21 protein-coding genes and 4 tRNA genes are annotated in these 24,162 nt (G+C 62.4%); 9 read left to right on the forward strand and 16 right to left on the reverse strand.

Features of this window, described 5'->3' with window-relative positions; genetic code table 11:
- Positions 1-17: 17 nt before the first annotated feature.
- The 6 genes from clsA to PALO_RS05660 all read right to left on the reverse strand — a co-directional run bounded on the left by clsA (position 18) and on the right by PALO_RS05660 (position 5,878).
- Positions 18-671: a cardiolipin synthase ClsA gene (gene clsA, locus PALO_RS05635; RefSeq protein ID WP_015582767.1), complete on the reverse strand. Its 654-nt coding sequence runs from the start codon at positions 669-671 to the stop codon at positions 18-20.
- Positions 672-716: 45 nt separating this feature from the next.
- Positions 717-1,340 (reverse strand): phosphatidylinositol phosphate synthase, encoded by a 624-nt coding sequence (gene pgsA, locus PALO_RS05640; protein WP_023032665.1) that lies wholly within the window; start codon positions 1,338-1,340, stop codon positions 717-719.
- The gene (locus PALO_RS05645; RefSeq protein ID WP_015582769.1) at positions 1,333-1,893 is read right to left on the reverse strand and encodes an HIT family protein; all 561 of its coding nucleotides are present in this window, start codon (positions 1,891-1,893) and stop codon (positions 1,333-1,335) included. The genes pgsA and PALO_RS05645 overlap by 8 nt, the downstream gene beginning before the upstream one ends.
- On the reverse strand, positions 1,886-3,955 hold the full coding sequence (gene thrS / locus PALO_RS05650; RefSeq protein ID WP_036910277.1) for a threonine--tRNA ligase: 2,070 nt from the start codon (positions 3,953-3,955) through the stop codon (positions 1,886-1,888). Before thrS ends, PALO_RS05645 begins: the two co-directional genes overlap by 8 nt.
- A 73-nt stretch (positions 3,956-4,028) precedes the next feature.
- Positions 4,029-4,661, reverse strand: coding sequence for a response regulator (locus PALO_RS05655; protein WP_015582771.1), 633 nt, complete (start codon positions 4,659-4,661; stop codon positions 4,029-4,031).
- Positions 4,658-5,878, reverse strand: a complete 1,221-nt coding sequence (locus tag PALO_RS05660; protein WP_015582772.1) for a sensor histidine kinase — start codon at positions 5,876-5,878, stop codon at positions 4,658-4,660. The genes PALO_RS05655 and PALO_RS05660 overlap by 4 nt, the downstream gene beginning before the upstream one ends.
- A 230-nt stretch (positions 5,879-6,108) precedes the next feature.
- On the opposite strand from PALO_RS05660, the gene PALO_RS05665 reads away from it, so the two are divergent.
- Positions 6,109-7,170: an ABC transporter permease gene (locus PALO_RS05665; RefSeq protein ID WP_015582773.1), complete on the forward strand. Its 1,062-nt coding sequence runs from the start codon at positions 6,109-6,111 to the stop codon at positions 7,168-7,170.
- A gap of 33 nt (positions 7,171-7,203) precedes the next feature.
- Positions 7,204-7,992, forward strand: a complete 789-nt coding sequence (locus PALO_RS05670; RefSeq protein ID WP_015582774.1) for an ABC transporter ATP-binding protein — start codon at positions 7,204-7,206, stop codon at positions 7,990-7,992.
- Here the strand turns inward: PALO_RS05670 and PALO_RS05675 are convergent.
- Positions 7,949-9,013, reverse strand: a complete 1,065-nt coding sequence (locus tag PALO_RS05675) for an NAD(P)-dependent alcohol dehydrogenase (protein WP_015582775.1) — start codon at positions 9,011-9,013, stop codon at positions 7,949-7,951. The two genes, PALO_RS05670 and PALO_RS05675, sit on opposite strands and share 44 nt — an antisense overlap.
- 165 nt (positions 9,014-9,178) lie before the next feature.
- A tRNA-Val gene (locus PALO_RS05680) sits at positions 9,179-9,253 on the reverse strand.
- A 497-nt stretch (positions 9,254-9,750) separates the two neighbouring features.
- On the opposite strand from PALO_RS05680, the gene PALO_RS05690 reads away from it, so the two are divergent.
- The 4 genes from PALO_RS05690 to PALO_RS05705 all read left to right on the forward strand — a co-directional run bounded on the left by PALO_RS05690 (position 9,751) and on the right by PALO_RS05705 (position 11,001).
- Positions 9,751-9,823: transfer RNA gene (locus tag PALO_RS05690), tRNA-Gly, on the forward strand.
- Between the two features lie 28 nt (positions 9,824-9,851).
- Positions 9,852-9,922 (forward strand) — tRNA-Cys (locus tag PALO_RS05695).
- A 1-nt stretch (position 9,923) separates the two neighbouring features.
- Positions 9,924-9,998: transfer RNA gene (locus PALO_RS05700), tRNA-Val, on the forward strand.
- 244 nt (positions 9,999-10,242) lie between these two features.
- A complete protein-coding gene (locus PALO_RS05705; RefSeq protein WP_015582777.1) occupies positions 10,243-11,001 on the forward strand; it encodes a sirohydrochlorin chelatase in 759 nt (252 codons plus the stop codon).
- A 56-nt stretch (positions 11,002-11,057) separates the two neighbouring features.
- On the opposite strand, the gene PALO_RS05710 is transcribed toward PALO_RS05705, so the two are convergent.
- Positions 11,058-11,912 carry a PPK2 family polyphosphate kinase gene (locus PALO_RS05710; protein ID WP_004811460.1) on the reverse strand — a complete coding sequence of 285 codons (855 nt, stop codon included), beginning with the start codon at positions 11,910-11,912 and terminating at the stop codon, positions 11,058-11,060.
- A 134-nt stretch (positions 11,913-12,046) separates the two neighbouring features.
- Between PALO_RS05710 and msrB the strand changes: the two genes are divergently transcribed.
- From msrB to PALO_RS05725, 3 genes are all read left to right on the forward strand, one after another.
- Positions 12,047-12,493, forward strand: coding sequence for a peptide-methionine (R)-S-oxide reductase MsrB (gene msrB / locus PALO_RS05715; protein ID WP_004811463.1), 447 nt, complete (start codon positions 12,047-12,049; stop codon positions 12,491-12,493).
- Between the two features lie 122 nt (positions 12,494-12,615).
- Positions 12,616-13,185, forward strand: coding sequence for a DUF3000 domain-containing protein (locus PALO_RS05720; protein WP_015582778.1), 570 nt, complete (start codon positions 12,616-12,618; stop codon positions 13,183-13,185).
- On the forward strand, positions 13,182-14,420 hold the full coding sequence (locus PALO_RS05725) for a ribonuclease D (protein ID WP_015582779.1): 1,239 nt from the start codon (positions 13,182-13,184) through the stop codon (positions 14,418-14,420). Before PALO_RS05720 ends, PALO_RS05725 begins: the two co-directional genes overlap by 4 nt.
- Before the next feature lie 36 nt (positions 14,421-14,456).
- On the opposite strand, the gene dxs is transcribed toward PALO_RS05725, so the two are convergent.
- The 7 genes from dxs to PALO_RS05755 all read right to left on the reverse strand — a co-directional run bounded on the left by dxs (position 14,457) and on the right by PALO_RS05755 (position 24,140).
- Positions 14,457-16,325 carry a 1-deoxy-D-xylulose-5-phosphate synthase gene (dxs, locus tag PALO_RS05730; RefSeq protein ID WP_021108529.1) on the reverse strand — a complete coding sequence of 623 codons (1,869 nt, stop codon included), beginning with the start codon at positions 16,323-16,325 and terminating at the stop codon, positions 14,457-14,459.
- A 205-nt stretch (positions 16,326-16,530) separates the two neighbouring features.
- Complete coding sequence (locus tag PALO_RS05735) at positions 16,531-17,667, reverse strand: alpha/beta hydrolase (RefSeq protein ID WP_015582781.1); 1,137 nt, start codon at positions 17,665-17,667, stop codon at positions 16,531-16,533.
- 210 nt (positions 17,668-17,877) lie between these two features.
- Complete coding sequence (gene acnA, locus PALO_RS05740; RefSeq protein WP_015582782.1) at positions 17,878-20,547, reverse strand: aconitate hydratase AcnA; 2,670 nt, start codon at positions 20,545-20,547, stop codon at positions 17,878-17,880.
- A gap of 372 nt (positions 20,548-20,919) precedes the next feature.
- Positions 20,920-21,246, reverse strand: a complete 327-nt coding sequence (locus tag PALO_RS11985) for a DUF6767 domain-containing protein (RefSeq protein ID WP_320432724.1) — start codon at positions 21,244-21,246, stop codon at positions 20,920-20,922.
- Positions 21,173-22,945, reverse strand: a complete 1,773-nt coding sequence (locus tag PALO_RS05745; RefSeq protein WP_041710045.1) for a recombinase family protein — start codon at positions 22,943-22,945, stop codon at positions 21,173-21,175. The genes PALO_RS11985 and PALO_RS05745 overlap by 74 nt, the downstream gene beginning before the upstream one ends.
- A gap of 117 nt (positions 22,946-23,062) precedes the next feature.
- Positions 23,063-23,899, reverse strand: a complete 837-nt coding sequence (locus tag PALO_RS05750; RefSeq protein WP_015582784.1) for a hypothetical protein — start codon at positions 23,897-23,899, stop codon at positions 23,063-23,065.
- Positions 23,900-23,918: 19 nt separating this feature from the next.
- The gene (locus PALO_RS05755; RefSeq protein WP_015582785.1) at positions 23,919-24,140 is read right to left on the reverse strand and encodes a hypothetical protein; all 222 of its coding nucleotides are present in this window, start codon (positions 24,138-24,140) and stop codon (positions 23,919-23,921) included.
- Positions 24,141-24,162: the final 22 nt, after the last annotated feature.

The following is a 24,162-nucleotide window of genomic DNA, read 5'->3' on the forward strand; positions in this document are numbered from 1 at the left end:
TGCATCAGGACGCTGCTTCACGACTGCTCACCCCGGCGATCGACCCGCGGTAAGGTGTGAACGATCTGAACGGTCTGGACGAGGTAGAGGAAGTAGGCCCACCAGTACAGCGCCGTTCCCCAGATGGCGAAGGCCCACCCGAGGACCCGGAAGACCGTCCAGCCTCCTGTTCCGAGATGCCCCAGCAGGACCAACGGGAAGGAATACAGCAGGCAGAAGGTGGCCGCCTTGCCGACGAAGTGCACTGGCAACGAGGTGAACCCGCGAGTTCTCAGGGCCGGAACCAGACATGCCATGCAAACGTCCCGGGCAATGAGCAGAATGACCAGCCACAGTGGTATGACGTCGCGCAGGGTCAGCGCGATGACCGTGGCGAAGATGTAGAGACGATCGGCGATGGGGTCAAGCATCTGGCCGATGCGCGAGATCTGGTGCCAGCAACGGGCAATTTTGCCGTCGAGCCAGTCGGTGATACCGGCAACAGCAAGCACCGCAACGGCCCAGCCATCCTCATGCGGGCCCAGAGCGAGCCACAGGAAGACAGGTACGCCGATAAGACGGATCACTGACAGGATGTTGGGAACCGTCCAGAATCGATCGGTGTCCCACGGATTAGCCTCGGGCACTTCCTCAGGCGGCAGGGTGCGCGTCACAACCTCCACCCTAACCATTCATCCCGTTCAGTCGAGAGCCTGCCCACGCCGTGCCCCGACCCGTCACGACTGACACGCCCGACGCACTGCCACCATCCGCTGCACCACGGTGATGGCTCCGGCCACCGTCAGGTAACACAGCGCAATCGGTAGGACGGCCAGGCACCAGTGCGGGAAACCCCCGGCCTTGGCCAGACCCGTGATCTCGACGGCCAGCAAACTGACGAGCAGACGATCCGCACGGGTGGCGATGCCGACCTTGGCCTCCAGCCCCAAGGACTCAGCCTTGGCACGCACATAGGAGGTGGCCATCCCGAAGACCAGCGCTGCGAGGGACATCGAGGTCCACAGCAGGTTGTTTCCCGGGCCGGCGTAGTACAACGCCACCCCCGCGAAGATGGCGGCGTCACCAAATCGATCCAAGGTGGAGTCGAGGAAGGATCCCCACTGGGAGTGACGCCCGATCTTGCGGGCCATGTTGCCGTCGAGCGAATCGGAGAAGATGAACAGGGCGACCAGCCACGGCCCCTGCCACAGCCACCCTTGTGGGAAGCAGATGAGTGCCATGGCGACGGCACCGACGGTGCCGACCCAGGTGACCATGTCGGGGGTGACGTGCGCCCGCAACAGGGCGTCGGCGATGGGGTTCATGACCTTGGCCCAGGCGGCCCGGAAATGCTCAAGCATGAGCCACCCACGCATCGGCCAACATCTGACGGCCATCTCCCAGCAGCTGTGGAACAGCACGGACACCGGCCACGATGGGAAGGAAATTCGTGTCTCCCGTCCAGCGTGGAATGACGTGCTGGTGCAGATGGGCGGCCACTCCGGCTCCACCAGAGGCTCCCTGGTTCATCCCGACGTTGAATCCCTGCGGGTGGGACACCTCCTGAAGGGTCCGGATCGCAGCCTGGGTGAGGTGGGCCATCTCGACGACCTCCACCTCGGTGGCGTCGACGTAGCCGGCAACGTGACGATAGGGGCATACCAGCATGTGCCCCGGTCCGTAGGGGTAGAGGTTCATGATGACGTAGCAGGTCTCGCCACGGTGGACGATGAGGGCGTCCTCGTCGCTGCGCTGCGGAGCGACACAGAACGGGCACCCGTCCTCCGGGCGGTCGCCCCGGGGCTTGTTCTCACCGCCGATGTACGCCATCCGGTGCGGGGTCCAGAACCTTCGGAAGGGATCAGGGACCCCGACCAGATCCTCGGCGAACTCGAGGCGGTAGTCCTCAGTCATCGACGACCCCACACAGGGTCTCAGCAGTCGGGTCGTCGTTGCGACGGGCCCTGTTCCAGCCTGCGATGATGCGCGCGGCCTCGTCCTGGGCGATGCCGTTGACCTGGGAACCATCACGCAGTCGGAAGGAGATCGCACCGGCCTCGGCGTCCTCCCCACCCGCAATGAGGGTGAAGGGGACCTTCTCCTTGGAGGCATTGCGGATCTTCTTGCCAAAGCGGTCGGACGACAGGTCGATCTCGACCCGGATGCCCTGGGAGCGCAGCACCTCGGCAAAGGTCGTGACGTACTCGTCAAAGGCCTCAGCAACCGGGACCAGGCGCACCTGAACGGGGGCCAGCCAGACCGGGAAGGCACCGGCGTAGTGCTCGGTGAGCACGCCGATGAACCTCTCAACACTGCCCAGCTTGGCCGAGTGCAGCATGATCGGGCGCTGGTGGGTACCGTCAGCAGCCGCGTACTCGAGGTCGAAGCGCTCAGGCTGGTTGAAGTCATATTGAATCGTCGACATCTGCCAGGTACGACCAATGGCGTCCTTGACCTGGACCGAGACCTTCGGACCGTAGAAGGCGGCGCCGCCCGGATCGGGGACCAACTGCAGACCAGTGCTGCGGCACACCTGGTCGAGGGTGTCGGTGGCAGCCTGCCAGTCCTCGTCGGAGCCGATGAACTTCTCCTTCTTCGCACCGTCCTCCTCGCGGGTGGACAGCTCGAGGTAGAAGTCATTCAGACCGAAGTCGGCCAGGATCGACAGGAAGAACTCGATCTGCTTCTCGATCTCGCCAGGGGCCTGCTCACGGGTGCAGTAGGTGTGCGAGTCATCCTGGGCAAACCCGCGCATACGGGTCAGCCCGTGCACGACGCCCGACTTCTCGTAGCGGTAGTCATGGCCCATCTCGAAGAACCGCAACGGCAGTTCGCGGTAGGACCGACCACGCGAGCGGAAGATGAGGTTGTGCATCGGGCAGTTCATGGCCTTGAGGTAGTACTCCTGGCCAGCCCGGGTGACGTTGCCCTCCTCGTCACGCTCCTCGTCGACGAGCATCGGCGGGAACATGGTGTCGGCGTAGTAGGGCAGGTGACCCGAGGTGTGGAACAGCCCACCCTTGGTGATCTCCGGGGTATGCACGAAGGAGAATCCCGCCTCCATGTGGCGCGCGATGACGTGTTCCTCGATGAGGTGACGCAGCATCGCCCCCCTGGGATGGAAGACCACCAGGCCCGGACCGATCTCCTCGGGGAAGGAGAACAGATCGAGCTCGGCTCCCAGCTTGCGATGGTCCCGACGCTCGGCCTCCTTGATCCGCTCCCGGTAGGCAACGAGATCCTCACGGCTGGCCCACGCGGTGCCGTAGATGCGCTGCAACTGGTCGTTGGCCTGGTCACCCTTCCAGTAGGCAGCCGAGAACTTCGTCAGGGCGAAGGCATTGGCCAGATACTTGGTTGACGGCACGTGCGGGCCACGGCAGAGGTCCTTCCAGGCAACCTCGCCATTGCGGCGCACGTTGTCGTAGATCGTCAGCTCGGCGCCACCGACCTCGACCGAGGCTCCATCGGCGCCCTTGCCCTTGGTGCCGATGAGTTCCAGCTTGTACGGCTGGTCAGCCAGCTCCTCGCGGGCGGATTCCTCGCTGGTGACCCGACGCACGAAGCGTTGGTTCTCCTTGACGATCCGCTTCATCCGCTTCTCGAGCTCGGTGAGCACCTCGGGGGTGACGGGCTCGATGTTGCCGAAGTCGTAGTAGAAACCGTCGGTGATGAACGGACCGATACCCAGGTTCACCTCGGGGTACAGCTGCTGGACGGCCTGTGCCATGACGTGAGTGCACGAGTGCCGAATGACGTTGAGCCCGTCCTCGCTCGTCGCCTCGACGGGCTCAACCTCGGCGCCGTCGTGGAGTTCGCGCTGCAGATCGACAAGGATGCCGTCGACCCGCATGGCGACGACGTCACGCTCGGAGCCGAAGAGATCCAGACCGGTCGTGGTGGTGTCCACCTGCTCGGTCCTGGAGGTACCGGAACGGTGCAGGGTGATGCTGATGGACACGATTGACTTCCTCACTCGATTGCAACCCGACGGATGCCGGACATGGTCCAATAATGCCGTACCGGGTCGGGTCGCTTCGAGTTGCGGGTCAGCGAATGAGACCAATGTCTCGGGCGCGAGCCACTGCCGCGCTGCGAGAGGTCACTCCGAGCTTGGTGTAGATGTGCGACAGATGGGTCTTGACGGTGGCCTCCGAGACGTACAGGGAATCCGCGATCTGTGCGTTGGAGAGCCCCTCCGCCGAGGCTCCCAGGACGTCGAGCTCCCGGGCCGTCAAGGAGGTCTGTGGGGAGCGCATCCGAGCCATGAGACGAGTGGCGACGGCCGGCGCCAGAGCTCCCTCACCGCGAGCGGCACGATGGATCGCCGACAGCAGTTCCTCGGCGGGAGCGTCCTTGAGGAGGTAACCGGTGGCACCCGCCTCGACCGCTGCCAGAATGTCGGCGTCGGTGTCGTAGTTGGTGAGGATGAGGACTTCCGGGGGATTCGGTTGTGACCGGACCTTGCGGGTGACCTCCACCCCGGACGGTGCCTTGGCATCGCTGCTGAACTGCAGGTCGAGCAGCATGAGATCGAGGTCCGTCGTCGCTGCGGCGGCGAGGGCCTGGGCAGGGGTCGATGCGGTGGCGACGATATCGATGTCCGGATCGGTACCGAGCAGGGCCGTCACTCCGGCTCGAACCACCGGATGATCGTCGGCAATGAGGACCCGCACGGTCATGACGGTTCTCCTTGGTGAACGAGGCGTGGTTGCTCGGCGGTGGAATGCACCGGGAGATCGACGTCGATGATCGTCCCCTCCCCCGGTTCTGAGGTCAGTGAGACCTCCCCGGACAGCTCGTCGACCCGCTGTCTGATGGCATGCAGCCCGAAAGCTCCTTTTCGCACTGGCGCGTCGAGGTCCATCCCGACGCCGTCATCGGTCACCCTCAGATGGACGTGGGATTCATCGGTACGCGAGATCCGGATCGTTGCGTGACGGGCACGGGCATGACGGACCACGTTGGACATGGCTCCCTGGCACAGTCTGAGCAGGACTGTCTGGATCTCCATCGACAGGTCTGAGGTGTCAGGACAGTCGACGTTGACGTGGAGCCCGCCGAGTGACCACGTCGTCGCACCCAGTCGCTTGAGAACTGCCGGCAACCCCTGATCGGCCACGGTGGGAGGAGCCAGTTCCGCAATGAGCCCGCGGGTCTCGGACAACGCCTCGGACGAGGTGCGGTGGGCCAGCTGGATCTGCTCGATCGCCGGATGGGCAGGAGCCGTGCGCTCAACCGCCGACAGCAGCAGACCGATGCTCGACAAGGATTGCGCGACGGTGTCGTGGATCTCTCGTGCCAGCCTGGCACGTTCCTCCAGCACCCCGGCTTCCCGCTGGGAGGCTGCCAGCCTCTCCTGCACGGCGAGCAGGTCGACATTGAGGCGTTCCAACTCGGCCGCCTGAGTCTGCATCGCCTTGAGGGACAGACCGACGACGACGGCCACTGCGGCACCGGCTACCGGCCCGACGACTCCCCCGACGCTCCAGCCACTCGTCAGTCCGACGCCGAGGACGATGGCCACGGCCCCGACGAGGACTGCGATGCAGGCATGGAGAGGGGCCAAGTGATCCAGGTAGACGAAGGAGAGCGGGATCGTCAGGTAGGCGGCATAAGGGAAGTCGATGGCCAGCAGGATCGAGACGGCGATCATCACCGTCACCAGGATGGGCCGCCACCTGTCACGCCGAGTGCGATCCATGACGTGGGTCGTCATGAGGGCGGTGTGGACGAGGATGAGCAGGATCTCCCAGGTGAGGATTCGCCACAAATGGGGTGGGGACAACACCAGGGCCATCACGACGGTGAAGATGACCAGACCGGCAAAGAGCACCTGGATGCCGATCTGCATGCCCACCTCAATGACCACCGCGCGTCCGCGGTGACCGGCGTCCATGTCGCGCCACCGGTGCAACCCATCACGAGCAAGTGCGGTCGTTCTCATCGGCCCCAAGTGTAGGTGCGCAACCCACATGTCCGTGCCACCAGGCCCCTCCCCCCCCCCGCGTCATCCAAAAGGTTGATGTCCGCCTCCGCCTGGAGTCGCCCCACAACCACACCACGCGCTGATTCCGACAAGGGTTTTCACCAGGAAGGTGGTTACGACGACAACGACAAGGAGTTCCCATGTTCCTCGCCCGGCGTGATCTGGCCTTCGCCAAGGGCCGGTTTGCCCTCATGACCGTCGTAGTGGCCCTCATCTGCGTACTGGTCGGTTTCCTCACCGGTCTGGCAGGCGGCCTCGCCCAGCGCAGCGTCGTCGCGGTGGTGCAGGTACCGGCTGATCGGGTCGTGCTGGCCAAGACGGGATCGACGACGACGTGGACCGATTCCAGGGTGCATGAGGACCAACTCAAGACCTGGCAGTCAGCTGACGGGGTGTCCGAGGTCACTCCCCTGGGCGTCACCCAGACTCACGCCAGCAAGGACGGCACCGGATCCGCGGTGGCCATCTTCGGGTCCGACGTCGCGGCGACCTCCCTCGGCACCCCGGCGAGGGGAAAGGTCATCATTTCCCGGACCATCGCCGATGACCTCAGCCTGGCAGCCGGGGACACGATGGAAATCGGGTCCCAGAAGTTCACCGTCGAGTCCGTCAGTGACGACACCTGGTACTGCCATTCGGCCGTCGTCGCCATGAGCTACGCGGACTGGCAGGCGACCGTGGCGCGCATGGGCCAACCCAAGGCCGAGCCAACCGCCCTGCTGGTGCACGGAGAGCCCGATTGGAAGACGGTCGACAAGGCCGCCGGAACCGAGTCGGCTTCTCCTTGGAAGTCGGTGCGGATGCTGCCGACCTTCGGACCTGAGATTGGCTCCCTGGCTCTCATCATCGGCCTCCTTCTGGGCATCTCGGCCCTCGTCGTCGGAGCATTCTTCACCGTCTGGACCATCCAGCGTCAGCACGACATCGGTGTGCTGCGTGCGCTGGGAGCGACGACCCGGGCCTTGCGTCGTGACGCCCTGGGACAGGCAGGTGTGGTGCTGGCCATCGGTATCGGTGCCGGCCTGGTCCTCGTGACGATCACCGGATTCGCCATCCGCTCGACCATGCCCTTCGCCATGACGTGGTGGACGGTACTCGGTCCAGGAACCCTGCTCGGTCTACTGGGCCTTGCCGGAGCCGCTGTGGCCATCCGCTCCCTGTCGAGGGCAGAACCCGAGCAGGCCCTCGGCTCGACCCGCTGACCTGTCCGTCCCCACAGTTTTCAGGAGCTTCGCATGATCACCCTCGACAACGTCACCTTCACCCGTCCAGACGGCAACCGTCGCGTCACCGCCTTGGAGAACGTCAGCATGCACGTCGGCAACGGGCACGTCGCCGTCATCACCGGACCGTCCGGGTCGGGAAAATCGAGCCTCTTGGCCGTCGCTTCCACCTTGGCCCGGCCCGACACCGGCACCATCCTCATTGACGGCATCGACGTCACCGGACTCGACGACGCCGGTGCCACCGAACTGCGCCGGGAGAAGATCGGCATCGTCTTTCAGCAGTCGAACCTCATCCCCAGCCTCGACGCCGTCGACCAGCTCGTCATGATGGGAGAACTCGACGGTGCGCATCGCTCCACCCGTGACGAGCGCCGCGAGCAGGCCAAGGAACTCCTCGACGCCGTCGACCTGACCAACCACATGCACAAGAGGCCGGCACAGATGTCAGGTGGACAGCGTCAGCGAGTCAACATCGCCCGGGCCCTCATGAACGACCCCAGCGTATTGGTCGTCGACGAGCCGACCAGTGCCCTGGATTCCCAGGCTGGCACCCGCATCATCGAACTCGTGGTCAAACTGACCCATGAGCATGACACCGCCACGATGCTCGTGACCCACGACGAGGAGCTCATCGATCACGGCTCCCAGCATCTGGAGATGCTCGATGGACATCTCGCCCAGGCGCGTGGAGTCCGCGACGAGAAGCCGTCGCGGAACGGCTCGGACTCAGCTCGTGGCCGTATCGGCGCGTGGCTCATTCAGCTGGGGCTGCATCCTCAAAGGTCGCTGTGTCGATGACGAAGCGGAACCTCACATCCCCCGCGACGACACGATCATAGGCCGCATCGACCTCGTCGACACCGATCTTCTCCACCCAGGCGCCCAGATGATGCTCGGCACAGAAATCGAGCATTTCCTGGGTCTGCGGGATACCGCCAATACTGGACCCCGCGAGCACCTTGGAACCGTTGATGAGGGAACCAATCGGCAGGCCCAGCTCCTCCGGGGGCAGTCCGACACAGGCCATCACGCCGCGCGGCTTGAGCAACTTGAGATAGGACTTCAGGTCGATCGGGGCGCTGATGGTGTTGAGGATGAAGTCGTACTCACCGCGATGGTCACGGAAGAAATCCTCGTCGCTGGTCGCCAGGGTGCGCGTGGCTCCGAGCTTCTCGGCAAGGTCAGCCTTACGCAGGCTGCGAGACAGAACGGTGACCTCAGCCCCCTTCGCCGCCGCGATCTGAACGCCCATGTGTCCCAGGCCACCAAGACCCAGAACGGCGACCTCGTCACCAGGGCCCACGTCCCAGGTGGCAATGGGCGAATAGGTGGTGATTCCGGCGCACAGCAGCGGAGCTGCCGCCATGAAGCCCAAGGAGTCGGGGATGCGACAGACGAACCTCTCGTTGACGACGACCTTCTGGCTGTACCCGCCCTGGGTGATGGTGCCGTCGACGTCACGGGAGTCGTATGTTCCCACGGACCCGTTGAGACAGGCCTGCTCCTCTCCTGCCGCGCACTGCTCACAGTTGCCGCAGGAATTGACCAAACACCCGACACCCACCCGGTCGCCGGGCTGGTACTTCGTCACCTCGGAACCGACAGCCTCGACGACACCGGCGATCTCGTGACCGACGGTGAGCGGGAAATGCGCGTGACCCCACTCGTTGCGGATCGTGTGGATGTCGGAGTGACAGATACCTGCAGCCTTGATGGCAATGACGACGTCGTCCGGGCGAGGATCTCGCCTCTCGATCTCGACGACCTTGAACGGCTTGTCCGGGCCTTCCTTCTGAAGGGCCTTGACGGTGATGGGCATGAGTGTGCCTCCTCGGTGATCCCCAGTGCCGATCCCTGGCACTGACGTTGTCAGAGTATTGCGAATCAGCCTGTGAGGCGGCTCAGAAGCACAACCAGATGCTTAAGCAAAGGAGACGACAATGGCTGCACAGTCTTCTGTGGACTCCTGTGCAGCCATGCCTGGTGGTGGGCGATGCGGGGTTCGAACCCGCGACCCCTTCGGTGTGAACGAAGTGCGCTACCACTGCGCCAACCGCCCGCGCTGGAGAAACTATGCCAGAAGCGGGGGTGCTTGTCCAGGTCGACGGGCCACTATCCGCAGACACCAATGCCGGGGATCGCGAAGATCATCCAACCACCTGATGACGTCTGACACGCCCGTGTCTGGTGACCGCGGTTCTGACACCTCATCGTGCAACGCACGGTGGCAGCGAACTCGATCAGCAACCCGATCACCGCCATGCCCATCGACCGCTTTCCCCGGTCGCACGCCCCTCCCAGCCCGATCCCCCACACCGTGACCTGGATCAACATCCGTCCGGGCCCGATGTGGAGCACGTCCAACCGATCCCGAATCGCGACACGCCAATGGATCACATTAATGAAACTCCATTCTGACTAGGGGAATCACAAGTTTTTGGCGCGAGCATCCCGCCCCGATTTGCATCGCTGCTGAAACATCCTCTAAAGTTCTTTTTCGTCGCCCGGCAGGAACCACAAGGAGCGAAAGCCCCTCAGAGAACTGCTGGAAAGCATGCGGACGTGGCTCAGTTGGTAGAGCATCACCTTGCCAAGGTGAGGGTCGCGGGTTCGAGTCCCGTCGTCCGCTCGGAGAGGTCTTTCGGACCTATCCACATGGTGGAGTGGCCGAGAGGCGAGGCAACGGACTGCAAATCCGTGTACACGGGTTCAAATCCCGTCTCCACCTCGGGCGGTTGGCGCAGTGGTAGCGCGCTTCCCTGACACGGAAGAGGTCGCCAGTTCAAACCTGGCATCGCCCACCAAAAAGGTCGGCCGACATGAGTCGGTCGACCTTTTTGCTACACCGACCGTTTCTCCCCTCCCTCAGAGATCTGTCCCTTTAAATCCGTAACGCTCACAGCCACCGTTCATTTGCCCCATATCTTGACGGACTGCATGCACACCGGTTCACAGGGACATTTTCGCCAATTCGACGGGTCGACTTCGATAGGGTGAACGCGACGTGTCGGACTTGTTGTCCTGATGGCTGGGGAAGGGAGTGCTCAGATGGCTGCGCCGATACTCGGCCTCGTCCTCCCTGCGATGTCCGAAGCCTCCGCGAATCTCATCGGCCAGAGATTGCGGCAGCGAATGTCTCACCTCCACCCGCACATCGAGTCAACGGTCAGCTTCGTGCCGGAGAAAGGCCGTTGCAAAGCTCCTCGCATCAAGCCGTCGTGGAGTGAGCTGGTCCTGGTCCCCGTCAATGCCACTCACCTTCATTCCAGCCCACCGCAGCTGACTCGCCACGCCGAGGACATCCGTCGGAATCATCCGGACCTGGCCATCCGCGTGGCCCGGCCCACCGGCCCGGCCCCGGCTCTGCTCAACCTCGTCGATGCACGTCTGCGACTGGCAGCCCATCGCGTGCACGCCCAGGAATTGGATGCACTCATCCTCTCGGCCCCCGACAGCGGAGACCAGCGGGGCGCGGCCATGCTCTCCAAAATGACGCGCCTGTGGTCCCAGCACCACCACCTACCGGTTCACATTGCCACCAACAGCGGCGGCACCACCGACGTCGAGGAGGTCGTCACCCACCTACGTCGAGAGGGTCGTCGTCACATTGCGGTGGGAAGCCTGTGGATCTGCGACGACGAGACCTTCCGCGCCCACACTCACAAGGCGCTTCAGGCTGGCGCCGAGGTCGTCTCCGCGCCTTTGGGGGACGATCCGGTCCTCGCAGCCCTCGCCTTTCAGCGGTACTGCTCGGCTGCCATGGGTTTGGTCTCCGGGCAGACTGACGACGAGGTCGTCCCCGAGTAGTACCCCCATCAACTCAGCACCGGCCCGGACAAGTGTCCGGGCCGGTCTCTCATTCGTCACGCGTTGCTGAGGCGTTCCTTCTCCTTCTCCACGTCGAAATCGGCGGGAGGCCAGGTGAGCTTCATCGAACGCATCGTCTCCAGCAGGATGCGTCCCACCGCCCAGTTGCGGTACCACTTGCGATCCGAGGGGATGATGTACCAGGGAGCCACGTCCGGATTGCACTTGCTGAGCAGGTCGTTGTAGGCGTCCATGTAATCAGGCCACTTCGACCGGGTGTCGAGATCTCCGGGGTTGTACTTCCAGTACTTGGCGGGGTCATCAAGACGAGCCTGCAGCCTCTCCTTCTGGGCGTCCGGGGAAATGTGCAGGAAGCACTTGACGACCTTGCAGCCGTCAGCCGCCAGTCCGAGCTCGAACTCGTTGATGAGGTCGTAACGCTCCTTCCAGACCTTCTCCTCGACGAGGTTGTCGACCCTGGCCACGAGGACGTCCTCATAGTGGGAGCGATCGAAGACGCCCAGCATTCCGGGCTCGGGCAAGGCCTTCCTCACTCGCCACAGGAAGTCGTGCTTAAGCTCCTCGTCGGTCGGAGCCTTGAAGCTGTGGTGGTGAATTCCCTGCGGGTCAACCAGTCCGAAGACGTGGCGGACCACTCCACCCTTGCCAGCGGTGTCAAGCCCCTGGAGAACGACGAGCACGCGGCGAGCCTCGTCAGGGTTGCTGCGGCCGCGGGCGAACAGCGTCTCCTGCAACTCCGAGAGTTCCTCGGCCATCGGCTCGAACTCCTTGAGGGTCCTTTCCTTGTCCCCAGGTGCCTCCGGAGTCGCGCCGGTGTCGATCTTGTTGATGTCAACCGGGGGCTGCGGGCAGCGCAGCACATCGGACAGCTGAAGGGAGTCTTTGGCCATGTGAGTTCGTCCTTCCTCGGTTCTTGCTCCTCCATCCTGCCGCGACCCGGCGGACTCGGCGCGGGAATGACAACATCCGAATTACCGTTTCACTCAACACGGAACCGGCGAGATGCGCCGGGCTGGAGGAGATCATGACCAACGAGAACACCACCCCACCAGACCTGCAACCGGGTCTCGTGCTGACCCCCGATCAGTGGCGTCAGCGTCTTAGCGACGAGGAATACCACGTGCTGCGGGAGGCGGGCACCGAGGCTCCCTTCGTGGGGGAATACACCGACGCCACTACCGAGGGCGTCTATCGCTGTCGCGCCTGCGGGGCTGAGCTGTTTCGCTCCACCCATAAATTCCAGTCCAGCTGCGGTTGGCCTTCCTTTTACGCGCCGCTGGCCGAGGACCGAGTTCGTTACCTCACTGATGAGTCCCTTCCGGGGCGCCCACGGACGGAGGTCAGATGTGCCCGATGCGACTCCCACCTCGGACACGTTTTCGCCGGTGAAGGCTTCGACACCCCGACCGACCTGAGGTACTGCATCAATTCGATCTGCCTCGATCTCGATCCTGCAGAAACTGACAAGTGACGACCTCCTCACGGTGAAAACCCTCAACCTGAACCATGAGGACCGCATCTATCCGCGGTGCGCGGCGCGTCGGAGAGCACCAGGGGTGGCAATCCCCATAGCCTGAAAAGGTGATTCGGCAGATGTATCCGGTGGATTTCGAGGAGTTGCGTTCCCGAATCCTCAAGTATTCGTGGTCAAGCAAGCTCGAGGTTCGCGAGATACCCGCTCCTACCCGCATCTCGCCGTTCTCGGTGGCGATCGAAGGATCCGTCATCATCAAGGGTGACGAGCTCGGAAGCGGACGTCTCATCCTGCTCCACAACCCCTCGGGATCCGATGCCTGGCGGGGAACGAGCCGATTCGTTGCCATGATCCGTGCCGAGGTCGATCCGTCGATGGCTTCTGACCCCCTGGTCGGCAACGTCGCATGGTCCTGGCTGACCGATTCCCTCGACACCCATCACGCGCTCCGTCACGCCGAGGCCGGCACCGTCACCTCAGTCGTCAGTCGGCCATTCGGGCAGCTCGCTGCCGACCCCGAGTCGAATCACATCGAGGTGCGCGCTTCATGGACGCCGACCTTCTCGACTGCCGAAGACGTCGATTCACACGCGGAATCGTGGAGCGACCTCTGCCTGCTCTCGTGTGGGGTCTCCCCGATTCCTGACGAGATCACCGCGATCTCACCACGACGGGCCAAACTCGCGTGAGCGATTTCCCCGTCCTTGCAGAGCCTCGGGAAGGAGTGCCGCCAGTCGTCGCTTCTCCCGAGGCTCTTCGCCACACGTGCCAGGCGCTTCAGAACGGCCACGGTCCCGTCGCGATCGACACCGAGCGGGCCCATGGTTTCCGTTACAACCCGCGCGCCTACCTCATCCAGTTGCGCCGTGAGGGGTCTGGCACTCACCTCGTCGATCCCGTCTCCCTCGGCGAGACGAACGGTTTGAAGCCTCTTGCCGATGCCCTCGCCGGGACACAGTGGATCCTCCATGCCGCCACCCAGGACATACCATGCCTGGCGATGGACGGTCTTCGTCCTGACGACCTGTTCGACACCGAGTTGGCTGGACGCCTTCTCGGCCTTCCTCGCGTCGGCCTGGGATCGATGGTCGAGCACTACTGCGGGGTGACCCTTCTCAAGGAACATTCCGCCTCGGACTGGTCTCGACGTCCCCTCCCCCATGACTGGCTCGTCTACGCCGCTCTGGATGTCGAGCTCCTCAACGACGTGCGAGAAAAGGTCATAGCCGACCTCCAGGAGGCTGGAAAGGACGAATGGGCTCGTCAGGAGTTCGCCCACCTCGTCATGATGGCCGCTGAACTACCCAGTGAGGAACCGGGTGTCGACGCGTCCCGTTGGCGCCGGATCAGCCACATCGGTAACGTTCACAGCCGAGCTGGGCTGCAGCTGGCACATGACCTGTGGCTGGCCCGCGAGAACCTCGCCCACGACCTCGACATTGCTCCGGGCAGGCTGTTGCGTGACGACGCCCTCGTCGCAGCCGCAAAACACTGCGACCGCACCGTCAACGTCGATGTCGAGAAAATCTTGTCCACCAAGGGATTCCATCGCGGCCAGGCCAAGAAATATCATCAGACCTGGGTCGACGCCATCGACCACGCTCGTGGCGTCTCGCCGAAGAAGTACCCGCCATTTCGCGAGTATTCCTCAGCGATCCCCCACCCCCGCTCCTGGGAGCGTCACCATCCTGAGGAGGCTGCCCGCTGGGCGGCGGTCAGACCGGCCGTCAATGAGGTGGCCGCTGACCATGACGTCCCACCGGAAAACCTCTGTACCCCGGCATGGTTGCGGCAATTCGCATGGCAGCCACCGCACGACCTCTCCATCGCGGGGGTCGATGCGTTCTTCGCAGATTTGGGCGCCCGTCCGTGGCAGCGAGGGATCCTCGCGAGTCTGCTCAGCGAGGTCATGGCTGAGCTGTGATCGCGACCTCAGGCTCTCTGGTTGAGAGGAGTCAGCTCACTGGGCGTCGAGCTGGGAGGCCAGCTGAGCGACCGCTTCAGCGATCCCCTCGGCATTCAGGCCCAGCTCAGCCATGATGGCCGACCGCGAGTCATGGTCGAGGTAGCGCTGCGGGATGCCGAGGTTGCGGGTCGGACGCCAGACACCTCGTTCTGACAAGGCGTCAGCCAGATGGGATCCGAGTCCGGAGACGACCAACCCGTCCTCCACACTGATGACGGCATGAGCCCTTGATGCCTCCTCGAGAAGACCCTCGCAGACCGGGAGGGACCAGCGGGGGCTGACCACTCGCACCGGGACGTCGAGACTGTCTGCTGCCTTCAAGGCATCAGTGCACAACTGACCATGGGCAACGACGAGGATGCCGTCCTCCGGTCCTTCGCGCAGGACGTCCAGGCCATCATGGGAGGACACCACTGGGATGTCGTCAGGCATGGGAGCCTTCGAGTACCGGATGACGGTGGGTCGGTCATCAGTGTCGACGGCCTCGTCAAGTAGCGAGATCAGATGCTGACGGTCACGAGGTGCCGAGAGCATAAGGCCGGGCACGATCCCGCAGATCGCCATGTCCCACATGCCGTTGTGGGAGGCGCCGTCGGTGCCGGTGATTCCAGCCCGATCCAGCACGATCGTCACGCCGGCATGGTGCAGACCAGCATCCATGAGGAGCTGGTCGAAGGCCCGGTTGAGGAAGGTCGAGTACAAGGCGACGACCGGGTGAAGACCGGCAGCGGCCATACCAGCCGCCGCGGTGACCGCATGCTGCTCGGCAATGCCGACGTCGAGAACCCGCTCCGGGTGACGGGCGGCAAACGGGGCCAGTCCGACTGGGTGGAGCATGGCAGCAGTCACGCCGACGACGTCGGGACGTCTCTCCCCCAGCTCGACCATGGCACCGGCAAAGGCATGGGTCCACGAGGCGCCACCGGCAGCCTTGAGGGATTCTCCCGTCTTGGGGTCGATCTGACCGACGGCGTGGAAGTGGTCCTCCTCGTTGGCCTCAGCGGCAGCGAATCCCTTGCCCTTCGTCGTCATGACGTGGACGATGACGGGATGCTCGTAACGCTTGGCCAGTTCGAGGGCGCGCTCGACGGATGAGACGTCATGGCCGTCAACCGGACCGAGGTACTTGATTCCCAGGTCCGAGAAGATCCCGTTGCCGATGAGGGCGTCCTTGACGCCGGCCTTCGCCGCGTGCATGAGACCGAAGACCTGTTTGCCCAGCGGCTTCTCGGTGACATGCCGCTTCATACGATCAAGGGCTTCCTCATAGTGAGGATCGGTGCGAATGATGGCGAGCTGGTTGGCCAGACCTCCCACCGTCGGGGTGTAGGAGCGTCCGTTGTCATTGACGACGATGACCAGACGCAGATCCTGCTGATCCGCGATCGAGTCCAGGGCTTCCCAGGCCATACCACCGGTGAGTGCACCATCGCCGATGACGGCGACGACCGTGCGGTCCTCGCCACGCGAGAGGAATCCCTCGGCAATGCCCTCGGCCCAGGACAAGGAGGTGGAGGCGTGCGAGTTCTCCACCCAGTCATGAGCCGACTCGGACCGGCTCGGGTATCCGGACAATCCGCCGCGCTGACGCAGCTTGTCGAAGCCAGCAGCACGTCCGGTCAGGATCTTGTGGACATAGCTCTGGTGACCGGTGTCAAAGATGATGGGGTCATGAGGTGAGTCGAAGACCCGGTGGAGTGCGATCGTCAGTTCGACGACGCCGAGGTTCGGCCCCAAATGGCCGCCAGTACGCGAAACATTGTCGATGAGAAAGGTACGAATCTCTTCGGCGAGGTCTTCGGTCTGCTGGGTGGTGAGTTTCCTCACGTCGTCGGGGCAGCCGATGTCGTCGAGAAGAGCCATACGTGCCATCTTAGGACCTGCCACCAGGGTGCCGGGCCCACTTTGCGTTCCGTTTCGCCTCACGCTCACAATCTGGCTACCTTCTTCACAACTGGTAAGTCCCGGGAGGGCCAGGATGCACGAATGTTCGGCACGAGACGGTACCGGGCCAATCCTTCACCACCGCCCCGGAAGAAAAAGGATGGGCCCGGCAGATCATGGGGAGTCAGGCACGCACGGCCTTGAGGATGAGAGGCAGGTCCTGACTCAAATCAGCGTTCCAGCAACCCCAGTCGTGGCCGCCATCACACTTGAAACCGCCGTAAGTGCGGGTCGTGTAACGGATGTAGGTATGGGGAACCTGGCGAGCAGCGAGCCGCACGTGCAGAGCCGTCGTATTGGCTCCAACAGCGGTTTCGATGGCCATGGCAGCTGGATTGCCGGTACCCAACCCAGTGCCCGCATACAAAGCCAGACGGGTGCCGTCACGCTGAATGCTGGCGAGGTTGTCGGCTCCCTCCCTACTGGACGGGTTCGCCTCGACGAGTGTCTTGTTGGTTCGCACCATCGGGCCCCAGACCGAGTCAGGCTGATATCCACTCGTGACGAGCTGTTCGGCCACGGTGGCCCGCACCGAGGTGCTCTCGATGTCGACAGCACCGGAGTAGGCCGAGACCGAGGAGAACATCCCCGGATGCTCCATCGCGTAGTGGTAAGCCCCGTAACCGCCCATGGAGAGGCCGGCAATGGCGCGATGCTTGCCTGACGCCACGGTGCGGAAGGTGGCGTCGACAAAGGGAATTACCTCGTCGAGATGGTGATGCAACCAGTCGGCGTCACCGCGAGACTGGTTCGCCCAGTCGGAGTACCAGCTGACCTTGCCACCCTCCAATGTCACCGTGATGAGGTCGGCATCGGCGGTGATCTGTTCTGCCCTGCCCTGCTTGCCCGACTCGTCGGTCCAGTCACGGACCCGACCGCTTCCACCGCCGGGAAGCAGGTAGAGGACCGGGTAATGCTTGTCGGGATGGGAGGCGTACCCAGCTGGCAGGGTGACGCGGATGGCCATCTGACCATCAAAGGTCTGTGCGGGATCGATCGACGGGGTCGAGTAATTGATCTGCCAAGTGCGCTGCAAGCCCGAGACCTTCGTCACGGAGGTGACGGTGATGCCCCTGGTGTCATGGATCTGCGCGTCATGGATCTGCGCGTCATGGACCTGTCCGAGGATTTCCGGAACGGCTGCCGCGACGTCACTGGTCGGGGCATCGGAAGTGGCCGGTGCGGCGTGGGCTGCCATGGGCGTCAGTGTCAAGGCTCCGCCGGTCAGTGCAGTCACCACGATTCGGGTGAGTCGTCCCATCGGTGTTTCCCCTCGTCGGCGATTCTCAGCGCTGTTTGTCGTCACTGTAGTGACCAGAGGGTCACGGGATGTGAGGGTTGTCACACGGATTTCAGGGCGTCTCGAGGGCACCCACCATTTCGTCGTCGCCCCTGCCCTGGTGCGATTTCTCAGGAGACGATGACCGGGGGCGGGAACCACGTGGTTTCCGCCCCCGGTTGAACGCATGTGTCAGTTACGAGCCATGTTCCTCAACACGTATTGAAGGATGCCTCCGTTGAGGTAGTAGGAGCGCTCTCCTGGGGTGTCGATGCGGACGACGGCGTCGAACTCAACGTCCTTCTCACCGTTGACGGCCTTGACGTGGACCGTTTCCGGGATCATCTCGTTGATCTTGTCGACGCCAGTGATCTCGAAGGTCTCCTCGCCGGTCAGGCCGAGGGAATCAGCCGACTCGCCCTCCGGGAACTGCAGCGGCAGGACGCCCATGCCGATGAGGTTGGAGCGGTGGATACGCTCATAGCTCTCGGTGATGACGGCCTTGACCCCCAGCAGCTGGGTACCCTTGGCGGCCCAGTCACGGGAAGATCCGGAACCGTACTCCTTGCCACCCAGGACAACCAGCGGGATGCCCTGTTCGCGGTAGCTCACCGAGGCGTCGTAGACCGTGGTGACGGGGCCGTCGACCTTGGTGAAGTCGCGGGTGAAGCCGCCCTCGGTTCCCGGGGCCAGCTGGTTGCGCAGGCGGATGTTGGCGAAGGTGCCACGCATCATGACCTCGTGGTTTCCACGGCGGGATCCGTAGGAGTTGAAGTCGCGACGCTCGACGCCGTTGCCAGCAAGCCACTGGCCCGCCGGGGAGTCAGTCTTGATATTTCCGGCCGGGGAGATGTGATCGGTGGTGACCGAGTCGCCGAGCTTGAGCAGAACGCGGGCATCGGTGATGTCACCAACCGGGTCGGGTTCAGCCTTCATACCGTCGAAGATCGGCAGCTTGCGGACATAGGTGGAGGCAGGATCCCAGGAGAAGGTTTCACCCTCGGGGGTCTCCAGCTCCTTCCAACGCGGGCCACCGTCGAAGACGTCGGCGTAGCGCTCGGAGTACATCTCAGCGGAGATGGACGATCCGACGATCTCCTCGATCTCCTTGGTGGAGGGCCACAGATCGGCCAGACGAACCTCGCGGCCGTCCGGGGTGGTGGCCAACACATCGTTGTTGAGATCGATGTCCATGGTGCCAGCGATCGAGTAGATCACCACCAGCGGTGGGCTGGCCAGGTAGTTCATCTTGACGTCGGGGCTGATGCGACCCTCGAAGTTACGGTTGCCGGAGAGGACTGCCGTGACGGCCAGATCGTTCTCGTTGATGGCGGCCGAGACCTCGGGGATGAGCGGACCAGTGTTACCGATACAGGTGGTGCAGCCGTAGCCGACCAGGTCGAATCCCATGGCAGCAAGGTGCTCGGAGAGTCCGGCTCGCTCAAAGTAGTCGGTGACAACCTGGGAGCCCGGGGCCAACGAGGTCTTGACCCACGGCTTCGGCGATAGACCCAGTTCGTGGGCCTTCTTGGCCACCAGCCCGGCAGCGATCATGACGCTCGGGTTCGAGGTGTTGGTGCAGGAGGTGATGGCGGCAACCGTCACGGCACCGTTGCGCAGCTCGAAGGAGCGTCCATCGGCCAGGCTGACCGGAATGACAGCACCCGGGTTGGTGGTGTAGTCGGGAACGGTCTTCTCGAAGGTCTCCTTCGCCTCGGAGACGAGGATACGGTCCTGCGGACGCTTCGGGCCGGCGATGGACGGCTTGACCGTCGAGAGGTCGAGCTCCATGTACTCGGAGTAGCGGGGCTCGCGATCCGGGTCGTGCCACATGCCCTGGGCATTGGCGTAGGCCTCGACGAGTTTGACCTGGGACTCGTCACGACCGGTGAGGCGCAGGTAGTCCAGGGTGACGTCGTCGATCGGGAAGACGGCGATGGTCGAGCCGTACTCAGGGCTCATGTTGCCCAGGGTGGCGCGGTTGGCAAGCGGCACGGCGGCGACGCCGGGGCCGTAGAACTCGACGAACTTGCCGACGACCTTGTGCTCACGAAGCATCTGGGTGATCGTCAGGACGAGGTCGGTGGCGGTGACGCCGTCAGGCAGCTCACCGGAGAGCTTGAAGCCCACGACACGCGGAACCAGCATGGAAACCGGCTGACCGAGCATGGCGGCCTCGGCCTCGATGCCACCCACACCCCAGCCGACGACGCCAAGACCGTTGACCATGGTGGTGTGGGAGTCGGTGCCGACGCAGGTGTCCGGGTAGGCGACCTTCTTGCCGTCCTCGTCATGGACGAAGGTCACGCGGGCGAGGTGCTCGATGTTGACCTGGTGGACGATGCCGGTGCCCGGCGGGACGACACGGAAGTTCTCGAACGCGGTCTGGCCCCAACGCAGGAACTGGTAGCGCTCACGGTTGCGCTGGTACTCGATGTCCTTGTTCTGCTCGAAGGCCTCCGGGGTGCCGAAGCGCTCGACGATGACGGAGTGGTCGATGACCATCTCGGCGGGTGACAGCGGGTTGACCTTGCTGGGGTCACCACCAAGATCGGTGACTGCCTCACGCATGGTGGCCAGGTCGACGATGCAGGGCACGCCGGTGAAGTCCTGCATGATGACGCGGGCCGGGGTGAACTGGATCTCCTTGGACGGCTGGGCGTCGGCGTCCCAATGTCCCAGGTCGGTGATCTGCTCGGCGGTGATGTTGGCACCATCCTCGGTGCGCAGCAGGTTCTCGAGCAGGACCTTGAGGCTGTACGGCAGGCTGTCGGAACCGTCGACCTTGGTGACGTCGTAGATCTCGTAGGACTGGCCGTCGACGTCGAGGGTTCGTCTCGCGTCGAAGCTGTTGACACTCATGTGGACTCCTGACTAGTCGATGCGGATCTCATCATCTCGCGTCGAGCTCCACCACCGTGGCGGAACAAGATATCTTGATGTCAAGATATCTTGTTGTGAAACGGCCCCCAAGTTAGGCTTGACTAAGAAGTAGAATGAACCCACCGGATCATCAGGCCCCGCCGGCATGCTCAAGGTGAACGCCTCCATCCGACTTGCTCATGGCACCAGAGCCCCGCGCTGCACCCTTTTTGGGACGGTGCGGCGGGATACAGTCGTGGTGGCCATGGAGACGCCCCTGTCAGCACCGCAACACGGCGTCACCACCCCAGCCTGCAGCACATCGTGGTTCCGGACAGGATTCATCGTATGGATCAGTCAAGATCGTATGGATCAGTCAAGTCCCTCAGATCGGGGATCGGGCCCCAACTCGTCGTCATCTGTCACTTCGACCGCATGCGGCGGGGCGCTCTGCTTCTCCTTTTCACGCGCCACCTTCCTGGACTTCGCGAGCTCGCTGCGCAGGGCGTCATCACCCATGACGAGGTATACCAGCCCGCAGTCCTGAGGGCCGGTGACGTAAAGCTGGCACAGACTACAAGGATCCCCCGGACGCAGCGGACACATCGGAACTGGACCTGCCATCTCAGATCTTCGGCTCCAGGATCGCCACGGCCTCAACGGTATCTTCGTCAACCCGAGAATTGTCATCAGGCACATACTCCGTCGTTTCCAGACGGTTGAACGCCTCGATGCCGAGCAAATCATAAGCCTCTTCGGGCAACGTGGGATAGAAGGACACGGGGCACTTGAAGCGCACTCTGGTCACAATCGTGTCGCCCTTCTTCGGGTTCGCATCGGGATTTATCTCGATGCCCTCAACCACCTGTCGCAGAATCTCCTTCTGCTGCGCGGGGTCGTACTCGTCGAAATGCTCACGGAACTCGTCCAGCATCTCGTACACGCGAGCCGTCGTCACCTGCTTCTCCTTGGCGCTTTCCAGCTTCGCCTCGGCATCATCAAACGCTACCTCGATGTCTGTGCACTCTTCATAGAGCTTGTCGAGACGCGCCTGCATGTCCTCGTACTTGCGCTCGTAGCTTCGGTCGGAGGCGTCCAGAGAATCGAGCTTGCGTGACAACATGCGCCTTGCCGCCTTGTTGTTGTCCAGCGCCTTGCCGATGCGCTCTACGTCCGCCTCCAGCTTCTCGATGTCCACGGCGGCATCAAGCCCCTCGCGCACGCGCTCCTCGAACACATCGGAGTAAGCCGCGCGGGCTATGACCTCGATGACCTCCCGGTCGATGTACTCCTGTTTGAACTGTCGGGTGAACGTGCAGCTCGGCCCGAACTGCTTCTTGCTGTACTTGCAGGTGTACGCATACGTGGACTTGCCGACCGTTCCGTCCTTCTTGCGCTTCCCGCGCGAGATGTTGGCAATCATCTTGCGCCCGCACGCCGGGCAGACGAGCATCCCCGTGAGAAGATGCACGTGCTCGCCGGGCTTTGCCTCCGGGAACGGATGGGACTCCTCGGCCATGCGCTCCTGCGCCGCGTTCCACGTCGCCTCGTCGATGATTGCCTCGTGCTCGCCCTCGTACACGTCATAATCAGACTGCTTCACAACGCGGTACTCGTTGCGCTTGCCCTTGACGGGCGTCGTCCTGCGCCGCCCGAAGGCGATTTTTCCCGCATACACGGGGTTGCGCAGCACGTTTTTCAGGAACGCCGGGACGAAATGCTCATATTGTCCGTTCCCGCGCACCGTCTTGCGGTACCCCTGCGCATTGAGCCAAGACGCCAGCGCCATAACGCCCTTGCCGTTCTTGGTGTACTCGTGGAATATGATGCGGACGATTTCCGCCTCGGACTCGTCGATTTCCAGATGCCCCTTGCCCTTCTCGTCTTTGACGAGCTTATAGCCATAGGGGGCTTGTCCGCCATTCCACTTTCCCTCGCGGGCCTTCTGCTCGCGCCCAGCCATCGTCTGAACGAGGATGTTCTCGCGCTCCATCTCGGCAAACGCCGACATGAACGCAATCATCATCTTGCCCATCTGGGCTTCGCTGTTGATGCCGTCCTTGACATAGACGAGGTTCGTGCCAAAGTCCTGCATGAGCTGAAGCGACGAGAGGGCATCTGCCGCGTTACGCCCGAAACGGCTCAACTTGAACACGAGGACATAATCAACGTGGACGCCGGATTTTATCTCTTCCATCATCTCTTGGAAGTGAGGACGCCCCGTGATGTTCTTGCCCGAGTAGCCATCGTCTATGTACTCGTGCAATACGCGCAGGTTCTCACGCTTCACATACGCGCGCAGGTCGTAGAGCTGCGCTTCGATTGACTCGCCATTCTCCACTTGCATCTTCGTGGAGACGCGAACGTACAGGAAGCAGGTCTTGGCTTTGTGTGCCACTCCCTTCCGTGATTTCTGATTTGTGCTCATAACAATCCCCTTTGATTGATGAATTGCGTAAATACGCATTTAATTATAAAGCCCGCCGCCCACAAGAGCGACGGGCTTTATCGGTCGTTAATAACCGATAACTTCGGTCTCGACTGTCGAAATCACATCTGCGGGAATGTCATTCACATCAAGCCGATACACAACATTCATACGCGGATTGTACACACCGAGGTATTTCACATTCTCATATTCAGGATGAATGGAATGAAGTCCCATACGCCAATACATAAGCAACTGGAGGGTGTATTTGTTTTGACGTTTTTGCTTCGAAACCTTGAAATCCCACAACGTATCATCCGTCAGAAAGTCACCGTCTCCAGTAGCAACATAACCGGTATAGCCGCCTTCAAATGTCATACCGTCCAACACCTTTGGTCCATACTGCTCGAAGAACCCTAATGAACGCTCGACCATCACGCGTATGTTCTCAATCGTATAACCATCAGGCGTAATATCCTCTACAGGGCGGTATGCCATAATTCCTGCTCTATATGCAGAATCAAACCCAGATAGTTTTACAGCCGCGTCTATTGAGTCGTCATCCAGCCCGCGCACATTAGATATCAGTCTCTCAAAAAGCTCAAGCTGTTGAACAGTAGCAGCACCCATCTGGGAAATCTTAAACGCATCTTCGGCCGAAGTCCCGGACATGAAACGCGTGAGATAGTCCACGGCAATGCCGACCAAACCCGGAGATACGTTTTCCTCTGTATGCAGTTCATCAATGCCGCCCCCGTCGAGCATCGTTTGCTCAAACTCCTTCGGTTTGATATAGCCGCCTCTCGGCTGCTTTATCTTGCCGATACGCTGCGTCACAGAACACATCCATCCGTTCGCAGCAATATCCTGCGGCGTCAGTTCGCCGCTCCTGAGCTTCTCCATTACGTCTTCTCTTGTCAACATAGATTCCACTCCTTCCAAATCAGTTTTCCGAATGTTCCTGAATCCACTCATGGATAATCGCGGAAATCGTCGTTTCCTTCTCAGCCGCCATCACCTTGAGCGCCTTCTTATCGCTCACCGTGAGCGACAGCGAGAGCGTGGTGCGCTTCTCTTCAGTAGCCGTGTCGGCGACGACGGCCTTCTCTATCTTCTTCTGCTCGGCCTCGCGGTCGGCAGCGTATTTCTCGAACATATTCGCCATAGCTTAGCCTCCTTTAATGTCT

The organism is Cutibacterium avidum 44067, from assembly GCF_000367205.1.
Lineage (GTDB): Bacteria > Actinomycetota > Actinomycetes > Propionibacteriales > Propionibacteriaceae > Cutibacterium > Cutibacterium avidum.

Coding starts and splice junctions, on each gene's coding strand:
- PALO_RS05665 (WP_015582773.1), top strand. CDS start 6,109: ATGTTCCTCGCCCGGCGTGATCTGGCCTTCGCCAAGGGCCGGTTTGCC.
- PALO_RS05655 (WP_015582771.1), bottom strand. CDS start 4,661: ATGACCGTGCGGGTCCTCATTGCCGACGATCATCCGGTGGTTCGAGCC.
- PALO_RS05750 (WP_015582784.1), bottom strand. CDS start 23,899: ATGTTGACAAGAGAAGACGTAATGGAGAAGCTCAGGAGCGGCGAACTG.
- PALO_RS05670 (WP_015582774.1), top strand. CDS start 7,204: ATGATCACCCTCGACAACGTCACCTTCACCCGTCCAGACGGCAACCGT.
- msrB (WP_004811463.1), top strand. CDS start 12,047: ATGACCAACGAGAACACCACCCCACCAGACCTGCAACCGGGTCTCGTG.
- PALO_RS05660 (WP_015582772.1), bottom strand. CDS start 5,878: ATGGACGCCGGTCACCGCGGACGCGCGGTGGTCATTGAGGTGGGCATG.
- PALO_RS11985 (WP_320432724.1), bottom strand. CDS start 21,246: ATGTGCCTGATGACAATTCTCGGGTTGACGAAGATACCGTTGAGGCCG.
- PALO_RS05755 (WP_015582785.1), bottom strand. CDS start 24,140: ATGGCGAATATGTTCGAGAAATACGCTGCCGACCGCGAGGCCGAGCAG.
- clsA (WP_015582767.1), bottom strand. CDS start 671: ATGGTTAGGGTGGAGGTTGTGACGCGCACCCTGCCGCCTGAGGAAGTG.
- PALO_RS05675 (WP_015582775.1), bottom strand. CDS start 9,013: ATGCCCATCACCGTCAAGGCCCTTCAGAAGGAAGGCCCGGACAAGCCG.
- acnA (WP_015582782.1), bottom strand. CDS start 20,547: ATGAGTGTCAACAGCTTCGACGCGAGACGAACCCTCGACGTCGACGGC.
- PALO_RS05645 (WP_015582769.1), bottom strand. CDS start 1,893: ATGACTGAGGACTACCGCCTCGAGTTCGCCGAGGATCTGGTCGGGGTC.
- dxs (WP_021108529.1), bottom strand. CDS start 16,325: ATGGCTCTTCTCGACGACATCGGCTGCCCCGACGACGTGAGGAAACTC.
- PALO_RS05705 (WP_015582777.1), top strand. CDS start 10,243: ATGGCTGCGCCGATACTCGGCCTCGTCCTCCCTGCGATGTCCGAAGCC.
- PALO_RS05720 (WP_015582778.1), top strand. CDS start 12,616: ATGTATCCGGTGGATTTCGAGGAGTTGCGTTCCCGAATCCTCAAGTAT.
- PALO_RS05735 (WP_015582781.1), bottom strand. CDS start 17,667: ATGGGACGACTCACCCGAATCGTGGTGACTGCACTGACCGGCGGAGCC.
- PALO_RS05710 (WP_004811460.1), bottom strand. CDS start 11,912: ATGGCCAAAGACTCCCTTCAGCTGTCCGATGTGCTGCGCTGCCCGCAG.
- pgsA (WP_023032665.1), bottom strand. CDS start 1,340: ATGCTTGAGCATTTCCGGGCCGCCTGGGCCAAGGTCATGAACCCCATC.